This window comes from Kitasatospora sp. McL0602 (assembly GCF_052076145.1).
Classification (GTDB): domain Bacteria; phylum Actinomycetota; class Actinomycetes; order Streptomycetales; family Streptomycetaceae; genus Kitasatospora.
In genome coordinates this window covers 3,986,872-4,007,370 of record NZ_CP197246.1, presented here as the reverse complement: position 1 = coordinate 4,007,370, position 20,499 = coordinate 3,986,872, and the positions used below count along the sequence as shown (strand labels likewise).

The following is a 20,499-nucleotide window of genomic DNA, read 5'->3' as shown; positions in this document are numbered from 1 at the left end:
GCGTGGGTGGTGTGAGCAGGTCTCTCTTGGCAGGAGCCGAAGTGGGCCAGGAATGGCCGGACTTTCCGCAGCCGCCGGACGTCGTGTCGGAGCTGGCGGCCGCTCTGTTCCCGGCCGTCCTGCGGCGGGCGGACCAGCGCAGACGCGCCGAGCAGTACGTACGAGGCTTGCTCGCAGCCGACGGCCGCAAGTCCGTCCGCCGGATCGCCGCGAGCGTAGGCGGCGGTGCGGACGAGCAGGGCCTGCACCACTTCATCGCCCACTCCACCTGGGACTGGTCGTCCATGCGGGAGGCTCTGGCCGGCCATCTCCAGGACGTCATGCCGCCGCAGGCCTGGGTGGTGCAGCCGATGGCCATTCCCAAGACCGGTGAGCACTCGGTGGGTGTGGACCGGAGGTTCGTCTCCCGGCTCGGCAAACTGGACATCGGCCAGCATGCCTACGGGGTCTGGTTCGCCCGTGCGGAGATGAGTGCGCCGGTCAACTGGCGGCTGCATCTCCCCGGCCCTTGGGTCCGCGACGAGGAGCGCCGCCGCCGGGCCGAGATCCCGGACGGAGCGGTCGAGGAGACGCTGGAGGAGTGCGCGTCGGCGGCGGTGCTGCAGTCCATGCTGAAGTGGAGCATCCCGCGGGTACCTGTGGTGCTGGGCGCCGGGAGCGCCAATGTGGGGGCGACGGTGCAGCGCTTCCGGGCCGCCGGTCTGCCGCTGCTGGTACGGGTGCCCGGAGCGATGGGGCTGACCGTGGCCGACCCGTCGCTGCCGGGGTTCGGCGCGGGGCGGCTGAGCGCGCAGCGGATCGTCGACTCGGTGCGGGCGCTGCGCCGGCCGGTGGCATGGTCCGATCCCGGCGGTGGAGCGGGCACGGTCCGCAGCTCACAGGTGGTGGCCGTACGGGTGGTACTGCCGGAAGGCGGGCCCTCGCTGCTCCGCGCCGGTTCCGCCGACGGCCGACCGCAAGGGCTGCTGCTGGGGGAGTGGAACGGCTCGCGGCATGCACCTTCGGAGTTCTGGTTGACGACAGAGGACCGGACACCGGTGCCGGAACTGCTGCGACTGGCCAAGCTGACCCGGCGGGTGGCTGAGGACTGCGCGACCTCAGGGGGCCGGGTCGGGCTGCGGGATTTCACCGGCCGCTCGTTCCGGGGCTGGCACCGGCACATCACGCTCGCCTCGATCGCCTGCGCAGCAACGACGTTGACGGAGGCAGGCCATGAGCCCGGCACGGCGGGGCAGTGGGCCGGGCACCCGGACGTCCTCGACGCGAGAGGTGCGTGAACGGGCGCCGCGCACCACGGGCCGGACCCCGGTCCTACGGACCACTAACGCGTGGTGTCGCCGGTTCCGCTGTCGAGCAGGTGCCGGGCACGTTGCAGTCGCAGTGCCAGTTGCACTTCCAGGGCCTGCGCGGGTTTCTGCCAGTCCGGGCCGAGGAGTTCAGTGATCCGTTCGAGTCGGCGCGAGACGGTGTTCGGGTGGACATGGAGCGCCTCCGCAGCCCGAGTGGGACTGCTGCCGAAGTTGAAGTACTCCTCCAGCGTCCGCAGGAGCTCGGTCGATTGCTGGTCGTCGTAGGCCAGGACGGGCCCTATGGCCGAGCCGATGAATGTGCCGATGTCCTGCTTCTCCGACAGCAGCAGCCCCAGGAAGCCCAGTTCCTTCAGTGACGCCGTGTTGCCCGTGCCGCCGAGCGCGGTGAGTGCGTTGAGGCAGCGCCGAGCCTCCTGGTGAATGCGGGGCACCGCGTCCGGTGCGGTGACCGGCCCTGCAGCCCCGCCTGTGACCGGATGTCCGAGCACGGTGGACAGCTCCCGTGACACTGCCCTGGCAGCGCTCGCCGGATCGTCGCCCGGCAGGAGCAGCACGATGTGGTCCCCGTCGACGTACTTGAGCCCCGCCATCCGGTGTGCGTACGAGGAGGCCCACACCGCGGACCGGCCTCGCGACCCGCCCTCGGGACGGGCCACCACGATGACATGGGGCTCGGTGAGGTCGAACGAGAGCCGGCGGGAGCGCGAGGCGATCTGCCCCGGCGGCATCTGCGGTGCGTTGAGGAGATCGTGCAGGAGCTCGTCACGGATCTGGCCCTCGGCGACGGCCGTGCCGCGTTCCATCAGCAGACTGACGGCGACGGCCTGGGCGACCAGGACGAGCAGCTGCAATTGGGCCTCGGACGGGGGGCTCTCGCAGTGCAGCACGAGTGTGCCGAGACTGTCCCTGCCACCGGTGACCGGGCAGGCCCAGAGCTCGCCACCGACCGCGCTGTCGTGGCGGACCGGCTTCCCCTCGACATGCGCGTCCAGACAGCACCGGTCGAAACCGGGGTCGTCCGCGCGGATGGAGTCCGGTCGCGAAAGTCCACCCCGTTGGTCCCAGCCCTCGCTCCTGGCCAGATTCTCGCCGGCGGTGCCCCGTACCAGCAGGGCTCCGTCCAGTTCCGCTGCCGCCCGCTGGACGAGCAGGTGCAGATCGCTGCCGCTGAGCACCATGTCGGTCAGTTCACTGTGGATGCCGCGCAGTCTGTGGGCGACGGCGGAGGAGTTCAGGGCCTGCGTGACATCCCACTCCAACTCGACGACCTCGGCCTTGGCCTGCTCCAGCAGCCTGGTCCGTTCGATGGCGACGGCCGCGAGGTCGGCCAGCGAAGCCATCAGGGAGATCTCGCCAGGCAGGAAGTGGCGGACGTTGCGGTCCGCGACGTACAGCACGCCGAGGGTCAAGTTCTCATGGCGCAGCGGAACGGCCATGATGGCGCGCAGCCCTTCGGCCCGCACCACGTGGTCGATGATCTCGTTGTGGACGAAGCCTTCGTCGTGCAGGTAGTCGGGGGTCCAGAACGGGGCGGAGCGGTCCTGCGCGTGTTCACCGACTCCGCCGCCGGACGGCACCTCGAACCCGACGGTGAACGCTGACGCGTGTCCGTCCGCGGTCCGCACGTGGGACAGCCCGTCGGCGAGGTCGATCAGGCCCACCCACGACATGTCCAGGCCGAGCAGTAACCGGGCCCGCCTGGTGATCACGGTGAGCAGGGAGTCCAGGCTGTACGGGAGGGTCAGGTCGCGTGCGGTGTCCACCAGCGCGGACAGCCCGGCCTCGCGCTGCTGGCGGCGACCGAACAACTGCCTGATGTCTAGTGAACGATCCTTCGCCGCGACAAGCCGCGCCAATTCGCCTTCCGCCATGCCGGCGCTCCTGCCCTGCCGCACCAGATCCTCGAACTGGTCCGCGGGCGCCTCCTGGGCCAGCAGTTCAAGCATGGTGAGTACGTAGGCATCGAGCGACTTGCCCGGCTCCAGCACAGTGTCACCCTTCCCCCGGCCGTACCTCCCCCATTTTCCTGGAACCTAATGTGCACCATCTTGATCGTCAAAGGATGCTCATATGCCGGACCAGGCACTCAGGTGTGCCGACGGTGACGTGAGCACCGTTCCGACAGTTCGGCGGTGTTGTACGGACACCTTCCGCCGACTGCCTCCGCACACCACGCTGGCCTTGACGCATTCGCGGAGTGCCAGGCCAACCAGCAGTCGGAGTGGGATTCATGCCGGACACACAGCAAGTCCAGAGCTATGAGCGTTCATTGGAGCGCAGCCGCCAGTCCATGACCCGAGCGGACCGACCCGTCAACTTCCATCTGGGCGGGCGGGAATGGGACTTACTGGACGAGGTCTTCGCGCCAGTCTACTCACCGTCGACCGGCGTGGCCCTGCATCTCCTCGGGTTGGATGAGCCCTCCGCCCAACCCGCTTGCGCGGGCTCGTTCCTGGAGATCGGCTGCGGCACCGGGGTCATCGCAGTGACGGCCGCGCTGACCGGCCGCACCCCGGTCGTGGCCTCTGACGTCAACCCCCGGGCAGTGGAGAACACATCGGTCAACGCCGCCCGGCACGGCGTCGGGGACCGGGTCAGCACCGTGCACGGTGACCTCTTCTGCGGACTTGACGCCGGCGAACGCTTCGACACCGTCTTCTGGAGTTCGAACTACGTTCTGGGGCCCGACCATTACCAGTACCGGTCGGTCCATGAACGCGCCTATGTGGACGCGGGCTACCAGACCCACCGTCGCTACCTGGAGCAGGCGCCGAGTTGGTCCACGGACACGGGCCGGGCGCTGCTGCACTTCAGCAGTCGTGGCGATCTGCGGCTGCTGTCCCGTCTCGCCGAGGAGAGTGGCTGCGAGCTGCGCACGCTCAGCACCTGCCAGGTCCGTGAGGGCGAGTACGGCGACGATGTCGTCGAGCACATGCTGCTGCAGATCGTGCCGGTCATTCCCTGACTCCCGTCCTCGGCGAGGAGCAGACGCTCATCCACAACGACGACCCGCGGTGGCTCACCCAGGTCCGTTGAGGCGGCAGTGGACCGCTGCGGCGGCCGCGTCGACCGGCACGCCCAGCTCGGCCAGTTGGACGATTGTCTCCGCGGCCTGCTCATGACCGCCCATCAGAGTGTCGCCGTTGAGCTCGCCGTGCCGAGCCGCCGCCTCTGCCGTCTCGGCCGTCATCACATGGCCGGTGTTGCCGCCGACCAGGGCGGGCACATGGACCGGCCTTGTGCCGGTCCACAGCAGCAGAGGTGATCGCGCCCGACCGGCCCTCAGCTCCTGCCACCGTCTCTCGGCCAACCGCTGCTCCCGCAGCCGGTACACGAGCCGGGCGGTGGCCAGCCCCGCGGTGTCGCGCATGCCGTGGCCCGTGCCGCCGGGGAGCTCGTCCAGCAGGGCGTTCACCTCGGCGTCCAGCGGACCAACGGCGCAGGAGGCCGACGCGACCAGGCTGTCCAGGTCCGTGCGATTGGCCATGGCCCGCTCCAAGCCGGTGAGTTGGGCGTCCAATACCTCGCGGTACTGTCCGAGCGAGAGTACCGAGGTGGTGTCCACACCAATGCCTTCGGCCAGGCAGTCAGCGATGGCGCCGATTCCAGCTTTCGTCGCCGGAATGCTCACCAGCAGATTGGGCCGATCCACTCCGCCCCTCAGCACCCGGGCCGCAGTCACCCAGGCATCCGAGCTGGCCGCCCCGTCGAAGACCACAGCCGTGGCGGCGACCGAGCCACCGGTCTCGACCAACGTGGTGCACGCCGCCCGCACCGCGCTGAGCGAGGCTCCGGGTGACATCCGAATGCCGGTAAAGCCACACCGCACGACATCGGGGCCCGGCGGGTCCGGGCTCGACCATGACAGCCAGGACGCCACTCCTTCGGAGGCAAGCTCTCCGAGAAGCTCTCTGGCTTCAGCGCTGATCACTCCCCCACCGTAGGGCGGTCGGCCGAGGCCGGTGCAACAGGACCACACGGTTCGTCAGTTCGGCTACGAATCCGTCAGGTCGCCGACGAATTCGTCAGGTCGGACCTCGACCACGCGGCACGCCCGACCTACGGATCAGCTGCCGATTCGACGAGAACCCGCTCTATTTCAACGGGCCCCCTGACCGCGGGAGTTGAGCGGGGTCCAGCCGCCGCGCAATCAACAGGGCGGAGCAACTGGCCAGCATCAGTGGGGGCTTGCATCGCCACAAGACAGGAAGATAAGCTGCAGCCGAACCATCTCGCGGCTTGCTGCGGGAATTTGCTTGAGCCGTCACGAACGGACTTGCTCTGCTCCGACGAGAGTTGTGATCCCTCGGAGCCGCTGGGCGCGTTGTCATCACCCGACACGCTCTTGGCGCCACCTCGCAGTACTTCCCGGACCTACATTCCGTGGACTGCCGAGTTCTGCGCACTGCCCTTCGAATTGTCTTGCGAACGGGCGTCCTTCCCCTCATCGCAACTCGGGCAGCAAGCACGCCCAGCATTCGAGCCAAGCCAACAGGAACGAGCAGATGACCGAACAGATGACAGGTGCTCAAGCTCTGGTCAGGGCTCTGGAGCACGTCGGCGTTGACACCGTGTTCGGATTTCCGGGCGGCCAGATCCTGCCCGCCTACGATGCGCTCTACGACTCGAGCAAGGTCCGCCACGTACTGGTGCGACACGAGCAGGGCGCCGGACACGCTGCGGAGGGGTACGCCCAGGCCACCGGCAAGGTTGGCGTCTGCATGGCCACCTCCGGCCCCGGCGCCACCAATCTGGTCACCCCGATCGCCGACGCGTACATGGACTCCGTCCCGATGGTGGCCATCACCGGCCAGGTGTCGAGCGGCATGATCGGCACGGACGCCTTCCAGGAAGCCGACATCTGCGGCATCACCCTTCCGATCACCAAGCACAACTTCCTGGTGACCGACGCCGACGACATCCCGCGCGCCATCGCGGACGCCTTCTATATCGCCTCCACCGGCCGTCCCGGTCCGGTACTGGTCGACATCTCCAAGGACGCGTTGCAGGCCCGCACCGAATTCCGCTGGGAGCCGACGACGCAGCTGCCGGGCTACCGGCCGGTCACCCGGCCGCACGCCAAGCAGATCCAGGAAGCAGCCAGGCTGATCTCCGAGGCCGAGTGCCCGGTGCTGTACGTCGGCGGCGGCGTGCACAAGGCCGGCGCCTCGGCGGAACTGCTCCGCCTGGCAGAGCTGACCGGCATTCCGGTCGTCACCACGCTGATGGCCAGGGGTACCTTCCCCGACAACCACCCGCTCCACATGGGGATGCCCGGCATGCACGGCAGCGTCCCGGCGGTGGGCGCACTGCAGAAGGCAGACCTGCTCATCGCCCTGGGCGTGCGGTTCGACGACCGGGTCACCGGGCAGCTGGCGTCGTTCGCACCGCGGGCCAAGGTCATCCACGCGGACATCGACCCGGCGGAGATCTCCAAGAACCGGACGGCGGACGTACCGATCGTGGGTGACTGCAAGGAGGTCATCGGCGCCCTCCTCCAGGCGATCGACCGCCCCGGTGACTACGTCAAGTGGCGCGCGCTGCTCGACGGGCTGAAGGAGACCTACCCGCTGGGGTACGAGGACTTCGCGGACGGCTCGCTGGCTCCGCAGTACGTCCTGGAAAGGCTCGGCTCCATCGCCGGGCCGGACGCCCTCTACGTGGCCGGCGTCGGCCAGCACCAGATGTGGGCGTCCCAGTTCGTCGGCTTCGAGAAGCCCGGCTCCTTCATCACCTCCGGCGGCCTGGGCACGATGGGTTTCGCCGTGCCCGCCGCGATGGGCGCCAAGGTGGGGCGGCCTGACACGGTGGTCTGGGCGATCGACGGAGACGGCTGCTTCCAGATGACCAATCAGGAGCTGGCCACCTGCACGATCGAAGGTGTGCCGATCAAGGTCGCCGTCATCAACAACGGCAACCTCGGCATGATCCGCCAGTGGCAGGGGCTGTTCTACAACCAGCGCTACTCCAACAGCGATCTGCAGACGGCGCAGCGCGTCCCCGACTTCGTGAAGCTGGCGGAAGCGTACGGCTGTGTCAGTCTGCGGTGCACGCGGCCCGAGGACGTGGACGACACGATCGCCAAGGCCATGGAGATCAACGACGTGCCGGTGGTCGTCGACTTCGTGGTCCACGAGGACGCCATGGTCTGGCCCATGGTCCCCTCCGGGACCAGCAACGACGACATCATGATCGCCCGAGACATGACTCCGAAGTGGGAGAGCGACAACTCATGAGCAAGCACACGTTGTCGGTCCTCGTCGAGGACAAGCCCAGCGCGCTCACCCGGATCACCGCCCTCTTCAGCCGACGCGGCTTCAACATCGACTCCCTCGCCGTCGTCCCGGCTGAGCAGCGTGGCTTCTCCCAGGTCACTCTCGTGGTCGACGAGGACGACTCGGCGCTGGATCAGGTGACCAAGCAGCTCGACAAGCTCATCAACGTGCTGAGCGTCACGGAAGTCGACCGCGCGCAGCCGGAGTCCGCGTACGAATCGGTGGCGAACTGAGCCGCGAAGGCTGCGCCGTACGAAGGCCTGTTGAGCCGCTCTCGACCCCACCGGCCGGTGACGGCAATTCCCTTGCCCTACCGGCCACTCCAGTTGTTCGATGGGCTCGCTGATCGGCCGACCGGCCGATCAGGCACGAACACATGGGGGGATCATGAGAGGGACAACACGGGGCAAGCCGGCCGGGCGGGTGCTCGCGGGCCTCGCCGGGCTGATGCTGACCGGCGCCGTCGCCGTCGGCCCGGCGCAGGCCGCCACCGGTACGGTGCAAGCCACAGCCGGAGCCGGAGCCGGTCAGTTGGGGGTCTCGGCGCTCGCCTTCGCGCAGCCGACGGTGGACGCCACCTCCGGCACCGCGACGGCCACGCTCAACTGGACGGTCACGGACAGCAACACCCAGGCCGCCAATGTGACGGGCGACGTCTACGTCCAGCAGATCGGCTCGGACGGCCGGGGCGTCGGAACGACCTACGACGTCACTTTCTCCTTCCAACGCACCTGGGACGCCAAGGCGACCCTGGTGTCCGGCACGGCCCAACAGTCCAGCTACACCTACGACTTCCCGGTGCCGCAGTACGCGGGCTCCGCCACCGCCCGCTGGGCCGTGGTGAAGGTGGCCGCGAAGGACGACAAGGCGGCCGCCAAGACCTTCGGCTCGGCCCGGCTGGCCGACTTCAACCCCACCGTCACGGCTACCGAGCTGGTGGACTCGACCGGGCCCGCGTACCAGTACGCCAAACTGCCGATCAACGCGCCCGAGTACCTCTACAACGCGGACAAGTCCGTCACCGTCTCGTACGACGTCGACGTCACGGACGCCGAATCGGGCGTGTTCTCCGGTGAGCTGGAGGTGACCGGCCCGAACAGGGCGAGTGCGTCCACCAAGTTCGAGGTGAAGACCGCGAGCGACGGCACCACCACCTGTGGCACGGACTTCGCCGGGTGGGGCAGCAACGACGTGATCTGCCACCTCGCGGTGACCGTCCCGGCGGGTGCCCCGGCCGGGCAGTGGGTTATCTCGCGGCTGCGGCTGACGGACAACGCGGGCAACACCGCCTCCTACCGGGGGCTCTCGCTCGCCCCGGTGCAGATCACCCAGAACGCGGTGCTTCGGGCCACCGGCTTCTCGATCAGCCCGAAGACGGTCAACAACTGGGCCCAGGCGGTACCGCTGAAGGTCACCATGACCCCGGTCGGAGTCCAGCAGGGCATCAAGTCGGTCACCGTCTGGACGGGCAACGGCTGCGCCGGCTCCGTCACCGCGTCGCCCGCCGTGGCGGCCGACGGCACGATCACCGTCCCGGCCATGATCTTCCAGAAGTACTCGACCCAGTGCACCATCACCGGCATCGCCCTCACCGACGGCGCCGGTGACACCGCGGCCTACGGCAGCATCTTCGCCGGGCCCGCACTGGACCTGGTGGTCACCCAGATCCCGGACACCACCGCGCCCGTGATCTCCAACGTCACCCTGAGCACCACCACACTGGCAGCCTCCCAGCTCCCTGCCGGAATCCTGGTCACCTCCGACGTGAACACCTTCGCCGGCATCAGCGGCTCCAGCATCACCATCTACAACTCCGCCGGATACCCGGTCAACGGCAGCTACGGCGGCACCAAGGACGCCAACGGCCAGGTCCAGCTGGCCATCAGCCTCCCGGCGGGAACCCCGCCCGGCGACTACTGGATCGGCTTCAGCCTCGACGACAACGGCGATCTCCACACCTCCTACGGCTACCCCAACAGCACCGGCAGCGCCGTCGGCGGCCCGCTCCACGTCACCGTCACCAACTCCTGAGCTCTCCCCCTGAACCACCCCCTGAGCCACCCCCTGCCCGTCCCTGAACCGCCTCCGGCCCATCGGCCGGGGGCGGTTCAGGCTCGTGCTGGTACCCGGGGGTAAACCCCACCTCAGGACACCTGCGGCCACCATGGTCGCCCGCTCTCCCTCTCCCTAGCGTGGAGTACGTCATCCACCGGCGGAGGAAGGGCTCCCATGGCACTGCGGCGCGAACGCCCACGTACCGACGGCCGAGAGGCCGCACACCCAGCGATCGAGCTGCGCGCGGTCCGGCGCAGCTACGCCCGCGGGGGTTCGGCGGTCCATGCGCTGCGCGGCGTCGACCTGGCGCTGCCGTACGGGAGCTTCACCGCGGTGATGGGCCCGTCCGGGTCCGGCAAGAGCACCTTCCTGCAGTGTGCGGCCGGGCTGGACAAGCCGACCTCCGGCGAGGTGCTGCTCGGCGGGGAGGAGATCTCCCGCCTGAGTGAGAACCGGCTGACCCAGCTGCGCCGCAGCCGGATCGGCTTCGTCTTCCAGTCCTTCAACCTGCTGCCCTCGCTCTCCGTGCAGCAGAACGTCCTGCTGCCGCAGCGGCTGGCCGGGGAGCGCCAGGACCGGCGGCTGGCCAAGGAGCTGTTGGCCCGGGTCGGGCTGGGCGAGCACGGCAACCGCCGGCCCGGCCAGCTCTCCGGCGGCCAGCAACAGCGGGTGGCCATCGCCCGCGCACTGATCACCCAGCCCGAGGTGCTGTTCGCGGACGAGCCCACCGGCGCACTGGACACCCGAACCGCACAGGAGGTGCTCGGGCTGCTGCGCCAGGCGGTGGACTCCATGGGTGCCACCGTCGTCATGGTCACCCACGACCCGGTGGCCGCCTCGCACGCCGACCGGGTGCTCTTCCTCGCCGAGGGTGAGCTCGTCGACGAGCTGGCCGACCCCGACCCCAGGACCGTCGCCGAGCGGATGGTCACCCTGACCACCGCCGTCAACGGCCGCTACGCGGGGGCGGCGGCATGACGAACGGTCTCGCACGTGCCTCCGTCCGCTTCCGCCCCGCCTCCTTCGTCGGCAGCTTCGTCGCGCTGTTCTTCGGCGCCGCAATCATCATGGCCTGCGGCACCCTGCTGCAGACCGGCCTGACCGCCCACGTCGCGCCCGTGCGCTACGCCCACACCCCCGTCGTCGTCGCCGCCTCGCCGAACGTCGAGATCACCGCGGGCAGCGGCGACGGGAAGCAGAGCGTGCAGACGGCGCTGCCCGAGCGGGCGCGAGTGGACGCCCACCTGGCGGCGAAGATCGCGGCCCAGCCCGGTGTCGCCGGCGCGCTGCCCGACATCGCATTCCCCCTGCAGTCCGGGCCCGGCACCACCCTGCCGCCGTTGACCGGCCGGGGCTTCAGCTCCACCGCGATAACCGCGGCCACCACCCCAGAGAGCACGCCCCTCGCCCAGGGCCGCGCCCCGGGCGCCGGGGAGGTCGTCCTCGGCACCGCCACCGCCCAGGCGGCCAAGCTGGCCGTGGGCAGCAGCGTCACCTTCACCGCCCCCGGAGCGAGCGGGACCTACCGGGTCTCCGGGCTGGTGGACGAATCGGCAGAGCAGTCGGCTCCGGCCGGTGGGCCGGCCCGCAGCGCGAGCGCCTGGTTCGCCGACAGCACGGCCGAGCAGATCTCGGGGCATCCGGGAAAGGCGGACGCGATCGCCGTCCAGCCGCGCGAGGGCGTCAGCACCGAGGCACTCGCCCAACAGGTCAGGCAGGCCGTCGGCGCCGACGCGGAGGTGCTGACGGGTGACGCGCGCGGCTCGGCCGAGGAGCCCGGCCTCGCCCAGGGCAGAGAGTTGCTGATGGGCCTCGGCGGGTCCTTCGGCGGCATCGCCGCGATGACCGCCGTGTTCGTGGTGATGGGCACCATCGCCCTCGCCACCGGGCAGCGCGCCCGGGAGTTCGCCCTGCTGCGCGCGATCGGCGCCACGCCGCGCCAGATCCGCCGCACCATCGCCACCGAGGCACTGCTCCTCGCCCCGGCGGCGGGTGCGCTCGGCGTGCTGCCCGGCGTGGCACTGGCCCACTGGTGGTTCGACCAGCTGGTCTCGCGCGGTGCCGTCCCCACCGGGGTGTCCCTGAGCACCGGTCTGCTGCCGGTCGCGGCCGCCGTCGGCGCCAGCCTGCTCGCGGCCCTGACCTCCGGATACCTCGCCGCTCGGCGGCCCGCCAAGCTGCGCCCCGGTCAGGCGCTCGGCGAGGCGGCCGTGGAGCGTGCCAGGCCCGGTGTGGTGCGTATCGCCTTCGGGGTGCTCGCGCTGGCCGGCGGAGTGGCGATGGCCACCGTCGCCGCCAACCTGACAGGGGCGGACGCTGCCAACGTCGCGCTCGGCGTCGTGATGAGCTTCCTGCTCGCGGTCGCGCTGCTCGGCCCGTTGCTGGCCAGGTTCGCGACCGGCCTGCTCGGTCTGCCGCTGCGGGCAGGGGGCGCCGCCGGCTCGCTGGCCGCCGACAACACCCGGGCCAATGCCCGGCGGCTGGCCTCGGCGATCACCCCGATCATCATGGTCACCGCCTTCTGCGGGACGTTGCTCTTCATCCAGACCACCATCAAGCAGGTCTCGGCCGATCAGGTGCGTACCGGCATCGTCGCCGACCAGGTGATCGGCTCGACCGGCCCGGGGCTGCCCGTCGGCACCGCCGAGCGGATCGCCCAGCTGCCGGGGGTGGACACCAGCATCGGTGTCCTGCGCAGCGGCGCCGTCTACCGATCCGGCGACGTGCTCGGCTCCGCGACGGCGCTCGGCGTCTCCGGCGACCCTGCCGAGTTGCCCCGAGTCCTCGATCTCGGCGTCAAGGACGGCTCGCTCAGCGCGCTCAGCACCTCCGCCGACACCGTGGCGGTCGACGCCGGCCTGGCCGACTCGCTCGGCGTCAAGGTCGGCGACCGCGCCCCGCTCTGGCTGGGCGACGGCACCGCCGTGCACCCGAAGGTGGTCGCGACGTACGAACGGGGTCTGGGTCTGGGGCAGTTGCTGCTACCGCACGCCGCACTCGCCGGGCATGTGGCGGGCGGCTTCGACGCCGAGGTCCTGGTCGCCGACACGCCCGGGGCCGACCGGGCGGCTGTGGCCGCCGCCGTGTCCGCCGCCGCCGAGCCGGAGCTCGGCCCGCACTCGGTGACCGTCACCGACTCCGCCGGGTACACCGCCCAGGCCAACCGCGACCTGGAGGTCGGCTCGTGGGCGAACACCGTGATGGCAGCCGTGCTCGGCGGCTTCGCGGCCGTCGCCGCCGCCAACACCCTGGTGATGACGGCACTGGACCGGCGTCGCGAGGTCGGCCTGCTGCGGCTCGCCGGTACGACGCGCCGTCAGGTGCGCGGCATGATGCGCTGGGAGGCCCTGCTGGTGGCTTCCACCGGCCTGCTGGTGGGCGGCGCGATCGCCTGGGTCACACTCGTCCCGATCACCCGGGGCCTGACCGGCTCCACACCGTACATACCCGTCGGCACCGCCCTGCCGCTGGTGGCAGGCACCGTCGTCCTCAGCCTGGTGGCCACGGCCCTGCCCACCCGCTCGCTGCTCCGCACCCGCCCGGTGGAGGCGAGCGCAGCGAGCGCCTGACGACAGGCGCCTGCACCCGCACCCGCACCAACCGCTCAGGCCTCCGCCTGCTGCGTCATCGACAGCCGGTGCGGGGGCCGGGCAGGGCGGCGGACTCCCGCCAGTCGGCGTGCAGCTCGCCAGGGTGGTGAGATGTCACCTTCTGCAGGCAGTCAACCGCACAGCGCGACCGGGCATAGCGGCGCCCGACGCGGCAGAGCGCGCGGGCTGCGTAAGGTCAGGGGTGTACAACCACGGTCCGATGCCCGGCCGCAGCTGCGCCGTTACGATCGCCGCATGCACGCCACTCCGGCCGTCCCCCACATCAAGCGTGTGCCGCCCGGAGTCTGGACGGCACTGACCTGGTGCGCGGCCACGGCGTACTCGTTCATGATGTACATCCGGCTGCCGGGTGAGTGGCAGCCCACCATCTACCCCGTCCCCGTCCTGGCGGGTTCGACCTTGGGGCTGGTCAACACGGTGGTCGCCACCGTGCTCTCGCTGACGGGCAGCTACCTGCTGCGGCGCCGACCGCTGGTCGCGATCGGGGTGCTGCTGGCCGCATCGGTCGTCGAGACGACAGCGCTGAGCGTGGGTGCGATACCACTGCTGCAGTTCCTGGCAGTTGACGTCGCCCTGTGCTTCGTGGCGGCCGGCTGGCGGCGTACGGTCTCGGTGGCGGCCCTCGTGATGGCAATCGGTACGTTGACCGCCTTCCTGTCGGCCCGGCTGCTGAACGGGTGGGGCATCGGCACCTCGACAGAGCTGGCCGTGGCCCTGACGGCCGTCGTCGCCTGGCTGGTCGGCAACTCGACGCACCAGGCCCGCCGCTACGCCGAGAACCTGGGCGCCCAGATCGCCACCCAGGCCGCCACCGCCGAACGGCTGCGGATCGCCCGCGAGTTGCACGACATGGTCGCGCACACCATCGGCATCGTCGCCTTGCAGGCCGGTGCGGCCCGGATGGTGATCGAGACCCAGCCGGCCCGAGCCCGCACCGCACTGGGCGAGGTCGAAGCCGCCAGCCGCGAGACCCTCGCCGGCCTGCGCCGGATGCTCGGCGCCCTCCGCCAGGCCGGGGACGGACCGGAGTCGACACCGCACCTGCCCGCCGAGGGCCTGGCGGACGTCGACCGGCTGGTCGCCGCGACGACAGCAGCCGGAGTCCGGGTCGATCTGCACTGGCAGGGCGAACACAGCCCCCTGCCACCGGAGATCGATCTCGCGGCCTACCGGATCGTCCAGGAGTCGATCACCAACGTGGTCAAGCATTCGGGTGGCCGCTCCTGCAAGGTGTCGATAGTCCGGACCGACGACGAAATCTCCATCGAGATCACCGACAACGGACGTACCGCCGGAGAGACCAGCCACCCCGCTGCCCCCACCACCACTGTTCCGGCTCTGACCGCCCACTGCGCACCCGGCGGCTACGGACTGCTCGGCATGCGCGAGCGCGTCAGCCTCCTCCACGGCGAGTTCGTCGCCGCAGCCCGCCCCGAGGGCGGCTTCCGGGTGGCGGCCCGGCTGCCCGTCGCGGGCACCGCCTGACCAGGTCGCTGCGGCCGCACCTGTCACGACTTACGGGTGACAGCCCCGACGCCAAGACCGATGAGTGCGCACACCGGCGCGAACAGCGCCGACGCCCCCAGCATCCCCGGCAGCCCCGACGCCGCCGGTATCCAGACCACCGTGCCGACGTGGTGCACTCCCCGGATGCCCGCTCTCGCAACGAAACTGAGCAGCACGACGACCATGCCGAGGAACACCGTGGCCGCCACCAGCACGGCCCCCTTCGCTACCAGCAGCGCCCGGCGCTCCGGGCCCGCTGCGAAGCACGCACGGGCCGACCCTGACGAGTACTCACCGACGATCGCGACAGCGCCGATACTGCCGACGGCGAGCATCAGGACCGCGCAGGCCAGGCCGGTACAGGCACCGGCCAGCGACCCGTACTTCACGAAGCATCCCTGCGACCCGAAGGACGCCTGCGAACTCGCCAGGAGCTCCAGGAAGTTGCGGTGGCCCGCGACGACCGACCGGGCCACCGCCGCCAGTACGGCCAGGGCGCTGCCCCCGAACGCCCAGGGAGCCGAGCGCGTCGACCACAGCCTGAGCCACTCCGCAACGAAGAGCTCTGCGAACCAGCAGGCGCAGCGGGAGGCACAGCGGGTGCGGGTGCAGGGCCCGCCCTCGGCAGGCGTCATCGGAGTCTCGCTCGCCGGCTTCGTCATGGTGACAACCCTCCCGTCAGCGCGGCCTGTGGTGCATCGGCCCGGCAGCAGCATTCCCGGGCGGCGCTGTCGACCACGGGTGTACACCCCAGGTCCGATGTCTGCTCAAGATCGCCCGGCTACGATCGCCGCATGCCCGCGACACCTGAACTCCCGCTGCTCAAGCGCGTGCCGCCCGGTGCGCGGACGGCGCTGGCCTGGTGCCTCGCCATGGCGTACCCGTCGGTCGTGTCGCTGGCCCAGAAGTCCCCGATCCCGGTGTACTCCGCCGACCGCGCCAGGCCCCTGAGCCCGATGTACCTCGCCGACCGTTCCGTGTTCCCGTGCCCGCCGGTCGCGCTCCAACCTGTGGCGGAGCAACGGGATCTGGTGATGCTCGCCCTCTCTTCGCTGCTCGCGTTCGCGGGCTGCGCCCTGCTGCTCCGGAGGCCGGCCGCAGGCATCGTCCTACTGCTGTCCGGCTCGGCGGTCTCGGTGATCCTCTGGGACAACATGGCCAACCTGACGCCCATCCCGCTCCTCGCGGTCTACGTCGGCCTCTACTACGTCACAGCGCGGTGCTCCCGGCGGGCTTCGCGCCTCGCCCTCGCGCTGGTGCTCGGCGCGCTGCTCCTCGATCTCGCCCTGGTGCCGAGGGAGAGCATCGGTCTGCTGAACGGGCCGGCGATCGGCGCCCCCGACGCCAACATCCTGCTGGCCCTCGCAGCCTGGCTGGTCGGTCGGCTGGCGCGGCAGTCCGGCGAGTACGCCGAGAAGCTCAACGCTCAGGCTGCCCTCCAGGTGGTGACTGCTGAACGGCTGCGGATCGCCCGCGAGTTGCACGACATGGTCGCGCACACCATCGGCATCGTCGCGCTCCAGTCCGGCGCGGCGAAGCTCGTCATCGAGACCCAGCCGCAGCGGGCCCGTACCGCCCTCGGCGAAGTCGAGGCAGCCAGCCGCGAAACCCTCGCCGGGCTACGCCGCATGCTCGGCGCCCTCCGCCACGCCGAGAGCGAGGCAGGGGGCGAGGCGGAGCCGCCCGTGCAGGGCCTGGCCGATCTCGAACGGCTGGCCGCCACCACCACGGCCGCCGGTGTCCGGGTCGAGCTCCACCGGCAGGGCGAACACCGCCAACTCCCCGCCGAGATCGACCTCTCCGCCTACCGGATCGTCCAGGAATCCGTCACCAACGTCGTACGCCACTCCGCCGCCCGCACCTGCCAGGTCACCATCGACCACACCCACGACACCCTGACCGTCGAGATAACCGACCCAGGCCCCACCGCAACCCGCCCAACCGGCTCAGCCGGATCGACCAGCGGCACCGGCTACGGACTCCTCGGCATGCGCGAACGCGTCACCCTCCTGCACGGCGAATTCACCGCCGCACCACACCAAGGCGGCTTCCGCGTCACCGCCCGCCTCCCCCTACCGACGGGAACCTGATGACCATCCGTGTAGTACTCGCCGACGACCAGCCCCTGGTGCGCGCCGCCCTCCAGATGGTGATCACCGACACCCCGGACGTCGAGATCGTCGGCGAGGCCGGGAACGGCACCGAGGCAATACAGCTGACGGAGAGCCAGCAGCCCGACATCGTGGTGATGGACATCCGGATGCCCGGCATGGACGGCATCGAGGCCACCCGCCTGATCACGGCGAGCCGGAGCACCGCCCGCGTCATCATGCTGACCACCTTCGACGACGACGACTACGTCTACGACGCGCTGCGCGCCGGTGCGTCCGGTTTCCTGGTCAAGGACATGGCGTTGGAGGACATCCTCGCCGCGATCCGCGTGGTCGCGGCCGGGGACGCGCTGATAGCGCCGAGCGTCACCCGGCGGCTGATCCACGAGTTCGCCGGACGCCCCGAGCAGCCCGCACCGGGCAAGCGGGTGGTCGAGGGCATCACCGAGCGCGAGCACGAGGTGCTCGCGCTCGTCGGGCGCGGCATGTCCAACGCCGAGATCGCCGCGGAGCTGTTCATCAGCGCGGCGACCGTGAAGACGTACGTGACCCGGCTGCTCGCCAAGCTCGACGCCCGCGACCGCGTCCAGCTCGTGATCATCGCCTACGAGGCGGGCCTGGTCACCGCCCCCCGCTGACGGGAGTCCTCGGGTGTCAGCAGCTCGGCGAGGTGGCGGGCCGAGGCGTCCCAGGACCAGGTCTGCTCGACCCAACGGCGGCCCGCCGCACCGGTCTCCGCGCGGTGCGGGTCCAGCAGCGTCGCGGTGAGGGCGCGTGCGACGGCGGCCGGGTCCGTACCGTCCACCACCCGGCCGGTCCGGCCGTCGAGCACCGTGTCCGGGGCGCCACCCGAATCGCCGACCACGACGGGCAGGCCACTCGCGGCGGCCTCCAGGAAGACGATCCCGAGCCCCTCGGCCTCCAGCCCGGCCCGGCGGGTCCGGCACGGCATGGCGAAGACGTCGGCGGCGGCGTAGTACGGCGGCGTCTCGGCGTGCGAGGCGCCGCCCGCGAAGTGCACGGCGCCGTCGCCGTGACGCTGCGCCAGCTTCCGCAGCCGGGCCTCGTCCTTTCCCTGACCGACAATCAGCAGGACGGCCTCCGGCACCGCCTGCCGGACCAGCGGCAGGGCCCGGATCAGCATGTCCTGACCCTTGCGCGGCACCAGCCGGGCGACGCAGAGAATCACCTGCCTGCCCTCCAGTCCGAGCCGGGCCCGCACCGCCGCCCCGGCCTCGGCGTCAGGCCGGTAGACCCCGGCGTCGACGCCGGGGACCAGTCGGCTCAGCCGTGCGCGGGGGCCGAGAGCGGGGCCGATCCGGCTGCGGGTGTACGGGCCGAGGTAGGTGACGACGTCGACGTGGTCGCCGATCCGCCGCATCAGCTGCCGGGCGCCGGGCGTCCGGGCCCACCAGATCTCGTGGCCGTGGGTGGTCGCCACGATCCGCCGTACGCCGCTGCGGCGCAGGGCCGGTGCCATCAGCGCGAGCGGCGCCGCGGCACCGAACCAGACCCGGTCGCAGCCGTGCGCGCGGGCGAGCTCGACCGCCCGCCGGGTGGCCCGGCCGGTCGGCAGCAGCATCCGGCTGCTGTCCCGGACCACGGGGAAGGGCAGCGTCGCGTCGAAGGCGGCGTCGCCCGGTTCGTGCGAGGTGTAGACGACGAGGTCGTCGGCCGGCATCCGGGTGGCCATGGCGTGCACGAAGGTCTCTATCCCGCCCTGGCGGGGCGGGAAGTCATTGGTGATGACGAGTGTGGAGCCCACGGGTGTCAGTCCCTTACGCGAAAGGCGGGCGGCATCGCCGCAGGTCAGAAGTCACATCGGCCGACGGCGGGTCGGCGGTCACAGCGGCAGACCGCAGGTCAGAGGTCACGGCGGCCGACGACGGCCAGGGCGAGGGCGAGGGAGACCAGCGGCCAGATCAGGTAGACCAGCCAGGAGCCGGTGACCGACGCGTACCAGGGCATGTGCGACTCGAGGCCGGGCAGGTCCAGCTCGAAGAGGCGGCGCCAGGCGGTGTGCGGCATCGCGTTGTCGATGACGGCCGACCAGTGGTGGTTGTGGTTGAAGAAGTTCGGCAGCAGCAGGAGCAGTGCCGCCACCGTGACCGTGGAGGTGGCGGCGTGCCGGATCAGGACGCCGAGGCCGAGGCCGATCAGCGCGCAGACCGCCGGAAGCAGTGAGGAGGCCACCAGCGGGCGCAGCTCGCCGGGTTGGTTCAGCGAGAGGCCGATGCCGCGCCCGGAGAGGATGGCCTGGCTGGACAGGAAGGACCCCAGCGCGACGACCGTGCCGTGGACGAGCATGACCGCCGTCAGGACGGCCGCCTTGGCGGTGAGCAGCGAACGCCGGGCGGGGACGGCCGCGTAGGCCGGCCGGACGGCGCCGGTCGAGTACTCGCTGACGCTCACCACGGCACCGAGGCAGCCGGTGATCAGCATCATGACGAAGCCCGCGTTGTTGGTGAAGCTGTCGCCCTGCGCCCAGCCGGGGACGAAGTGCGCGCGGATCTCCGGGCCGTACTGCGGCCAGTTGTTGTAGTCCGCCAGGCCGCTGTTGGCGTTCAGCGCGATCACGGCGAGGGCGGTGCCCGCGATCGACCAGCGCATCGAGCGCAGTGACCACAGCTTGAGCCACTCGGCGGCGAGCAGGTCGGTGAAGCGGGCCCTCGGCTCAGCTCCGGTGGTCGTCACTCGGGGTCTCCCGCGGTGTAGTCGATGCTGTCGGCGGTCAGCTCCATGAACGCCTCCTCCAGCGAGGCGGTACGGACGGCCAGTTCGCCGAGCTGCAGTCGGTGCTCGAAGGCGAGCTGCCCGATGCGGTCGGCGTCGAGGCCGGTGACGGCGAGCCGGTTGTCGTCCTCGGCCCGGACGGACGCGCCCTCGGCCGTCAACAGGGCGGTGAGCGCAGCCGGCTCGGAGGTGCGGACGGTGACGCTCCGGCCGGTGCCCCGGGCCGAGAAGTCGGCCAGGCTCTCGTCGGCGATCAGCCTGCCCCGGCCGATCACCACCAGGTGGTCGGCGGTGTTCTCCATCTCGCTCATCAGGTGGCTGGAGAGGAAGACGGTGCGGCCCTCGGCGGCGAGGCGCCGGAGGAGGCTGCGTACCCAGAGCACCCCCTCGGGGTCGAGTCCGTTGAGCGGCTCGTCGAAGAGCAGCACCGGCGGGTCGCCGAGCAGCGCGGCGGCGATGCCGAGCCGCTGTCGCATCCCGAGCGAGAAGCCGCCGATCCGGCGTCGCGCGGTGTCGGCCAGGCCGACCTCGTGCAGCACCTCGTCCACCCGGGTCAGCGGGATGGCGTTGCTGCGGGCCAGCACCGCGAGGTGGGCGTGGGCGCTGCGGCCGCCGTGCACGTCGGCCGCGTCGAGCAGCGCACCGACGTGGCGCAGCCCGCGCGGCCGGTCGCGAAAGCGGGTGCCGTTGACGGTGACGGTTCCGCTGGTCGGGTCGTTCAGGCCGATGATCACGCGCAGGGTGGTGCTCTTGCCCGCGCCGTTGGGCCCGAGGAAGCCGGTCACCAGCCCCGGGCGCACCGTGAAGGTGAGGCCGTCGACGGCGGTCGTCCTGCCGTAACGCTTCGTCAGTCCGTTGATTTCGATCACGGGTAAAACGTGCCGCCAGGCGGGCAGTT

At 70.9% G+C, this 20,499-nt stretch carries 15 protein-coding genes and 1 pseudogene; 10 read left to right on the top strand and 6 right to left on the bottom strand.

Annotated elements, in window-relative coordinates:
- The first annotated feature begins 41 nt into the window (after positions 1-41).
- A complete protein-coding gene (locus tag ACR68M_RS18285; protein ID WP_441245159.1) occupies positions 42-1,277 on the top strand; it encodes an IS701 family transposase in 1,236 nt (411 codons plus the stop codon).
- A gap of 44 nt (positions 1,278-1,321) precedes the next feature.
- Here ACR68M_RS18285 and ACR68M_RS18280 read toward each other — a convergent pair whose 3' ends face one another.
- The gene (locus ACR68M_RS18280) at positions 1,322-3,298 is read right to left on the bottom strand and encodes a helix-turn-helix domain-containing protein (RefSeq protein WP_441245158.1); all 1,977 of its coding nucleotides are present in this window, start codon (positions 3,296-3,298) and stop codon (positions 1,322-1,324) included.
- A gap of 242 nt (positions 3,299-3,540) precedes the next feature.
- On the opposite strand from ACR68M_RS18280, the gene ACR68M_RS18275 reads away from it, so the two are divergent.
- Positions 3,541-4,275, top strand: a complete 735-nt coding sequence (locus tag ACR68M_RS18275) for a methyltransferase domain-containing protein (RefSeq protein WP_441245157.1) — start codon at positions 3,541-3,543, stop codon at positions 4,273-4,275.
- Positions 4,276-4,329: 54 nt separating this feature from the next.
- Here ACR68M_RS18275 and ACR68M_RS18270 read toward each other — a convergent pair whose 3' ends face one another.
- A complete protein-coding gene (locus ACR68M_RS18270; RefSeq protein WP_441245156.1) occupies positions 4,330-5,241 on the bottom strand; it encodes a transaldolase family protein in 912 nt (303 codons plus the stop codon).
- Positions 5,242-5,815: 574 nt separating this feature from the next.
- Between ACR68M_RS18270 and ACR68M_RS18265 the strand changes: the two genes are divergently transcribed.
- From ACR68M_RS18265 to ACR68M_RS18240, 6 genes and pseudogenes are all read left to right on the top strand, one after another.
- Complete coding sequence (locus ACR68M_RS18265) at positions 5,816-7,546, top strand: acetolactate synthase large subunit (protein ID WP_441245155.1); 1,731 nt, start codon at positions 5,816-5,818, stop codon at positions 7,544-7,546.
- Positions 7,543-7,785 (top strand): annotated as a pseudogene (ilvN, locus tag ACR68M_RS18260) (acetolactate synthase small subunit); the annotation flags it as partial. The gene ACR68M_RS18265 and the pseudogene ilvN, both read left to right, overlap by 4 nt.
- A 187-nt stretch (positions 7,786-7,972) precedes the next feature.
- Positions 7,973-9,616, top strand: a complete 1,644-nt coding sequence (locus ACR68M_RS18255; RefSeq protein WP_441245154.1) for a hypothetical protein — start codon at positions 7,973-7,975, stop codon at positions 9,614-9,616.
- Between the two features lie 198 nt (positions 9,617-9,814).
- A complete protein-coding gene (locus ACR68M_RS18250) occupies positions 9,815-10,618 on the top strand; it encodes an ABC transporter ATP-binding protein (protein ID WP_441245153.1) in 804 nt (267 codons plus the stop codon).
- The gene (locus ACR68M_RS18245) at positions 10,615-13,209 is read left to right on the top strand and encodes an FtsX-like permease family protein (protein WP_441245152.1); all 2,595 of its coding nucleotides are present in this window, start codon (positions 10,615-10,617) and stop codon (positions 13,207-13,209) included. The genes ACR68M_RS18250 and ACR68M_RS18245 overlap by 4 nt, the downstream gene beginning before the upstream one ends.
- Positions 13,210-13,485: 276 nt before the next feature.
- A complete protein-coding gene (locus ACR68M_RS18240; protein WP_441245151.1) occupies positions 13,486-14,736 on the top strand; it encodes a sensor histidine kinase in 1,251 nt (416 codons plus the stop codon).
- A 23-nt stretch (positions 14,737-14,759) separates the two neighbouring features.
- Here the strand turns inward: ACR68M_RS18240 and ACR68M_RS18235 are convergent, their stop codons facing one another.
- Complete coding sequence (locus ACR68M_RS18235) at positions 14,760-15,419, bottom strand: hypothetical protein (RefSeq protein ID WP_441245150.1); 660 nt, start codon at positions 15,417-15,419, stop codon at positions 14,760-14,762.
- Between the two features lie 132 nt (positions 15,420-15,551).
- Between ACR68M_RS18235 and ACR68M_RS18230 the strand changes: the two genes are divergently transcribed.
- Positions 15,552-16,847, top strand: a complete 1,296-nt coding sequence (locus ACR68M_RS18230; RefSeq protein WP_441245149.1) for a sensor histidine kinase — start codon at positions 15,552-15,554, stop codon at positions 16,845-16,847.
- Positions 16,847-17,506, top strand: coding sequence for a response regulator (locus ACR68M_RS18225; RefSeq protein ID WP_441245148.1), 660 nt, complete (start codon positions 16,847-16,849; stop codon positions 17,504-17,506). Before ACR68M_RS18230 ends, ACR68M_RS18225 begins: the two co-directional genes overlap by 1 nt.
- Here the strand turns inward: ACR68M_RS18225 and ACR68M_RS18220 are convergent.
- From ACR68M_RS18220 to ACR68M_RS18210, 3 genes are all read right to left on the bottom strand, one after another.
- Positions 17,473-18,633, bottom strand: coding sequence for a glycosyltransferase family 4 protein (locus ACR68M_RS18220; protein ID WP_441245147.1), 1,161 nt, complete (start codon positions 18,631-18,633; stop codon positions 17,473-17,475). The two genes, ACR68M_RS18225 and ACR68M_RS18220, sit on opposite strands and share 34 nt — an antisense overlap.
- Before the next feature lie 98 nt (positions 18,634-18,731).
- Entirely contained in the window at positions 18,732-19,562 is an 831-nt protein-coding gene (locus tag ACR68M_RS18215) for an ABC transporter permease (protein WP_441245146.1), read from the bottom strand.
- A complete protein-coding gene (locus tag ACR68M_RS18210; protein WP_441251644.1) occupies positions 19,559-20,470 on the bottom strand; it encodes an ABC transporter ATP-binding protein in 912 nt (303 codons plus the stop codon). The genes ACR68M_RS18215 and ACR68M_RS18210 overlap by 4 nt, the downstream gene beginning before the upstream one ends.
- Positions 20,471-20,499 lie beyond the last annotated feature (29 nt).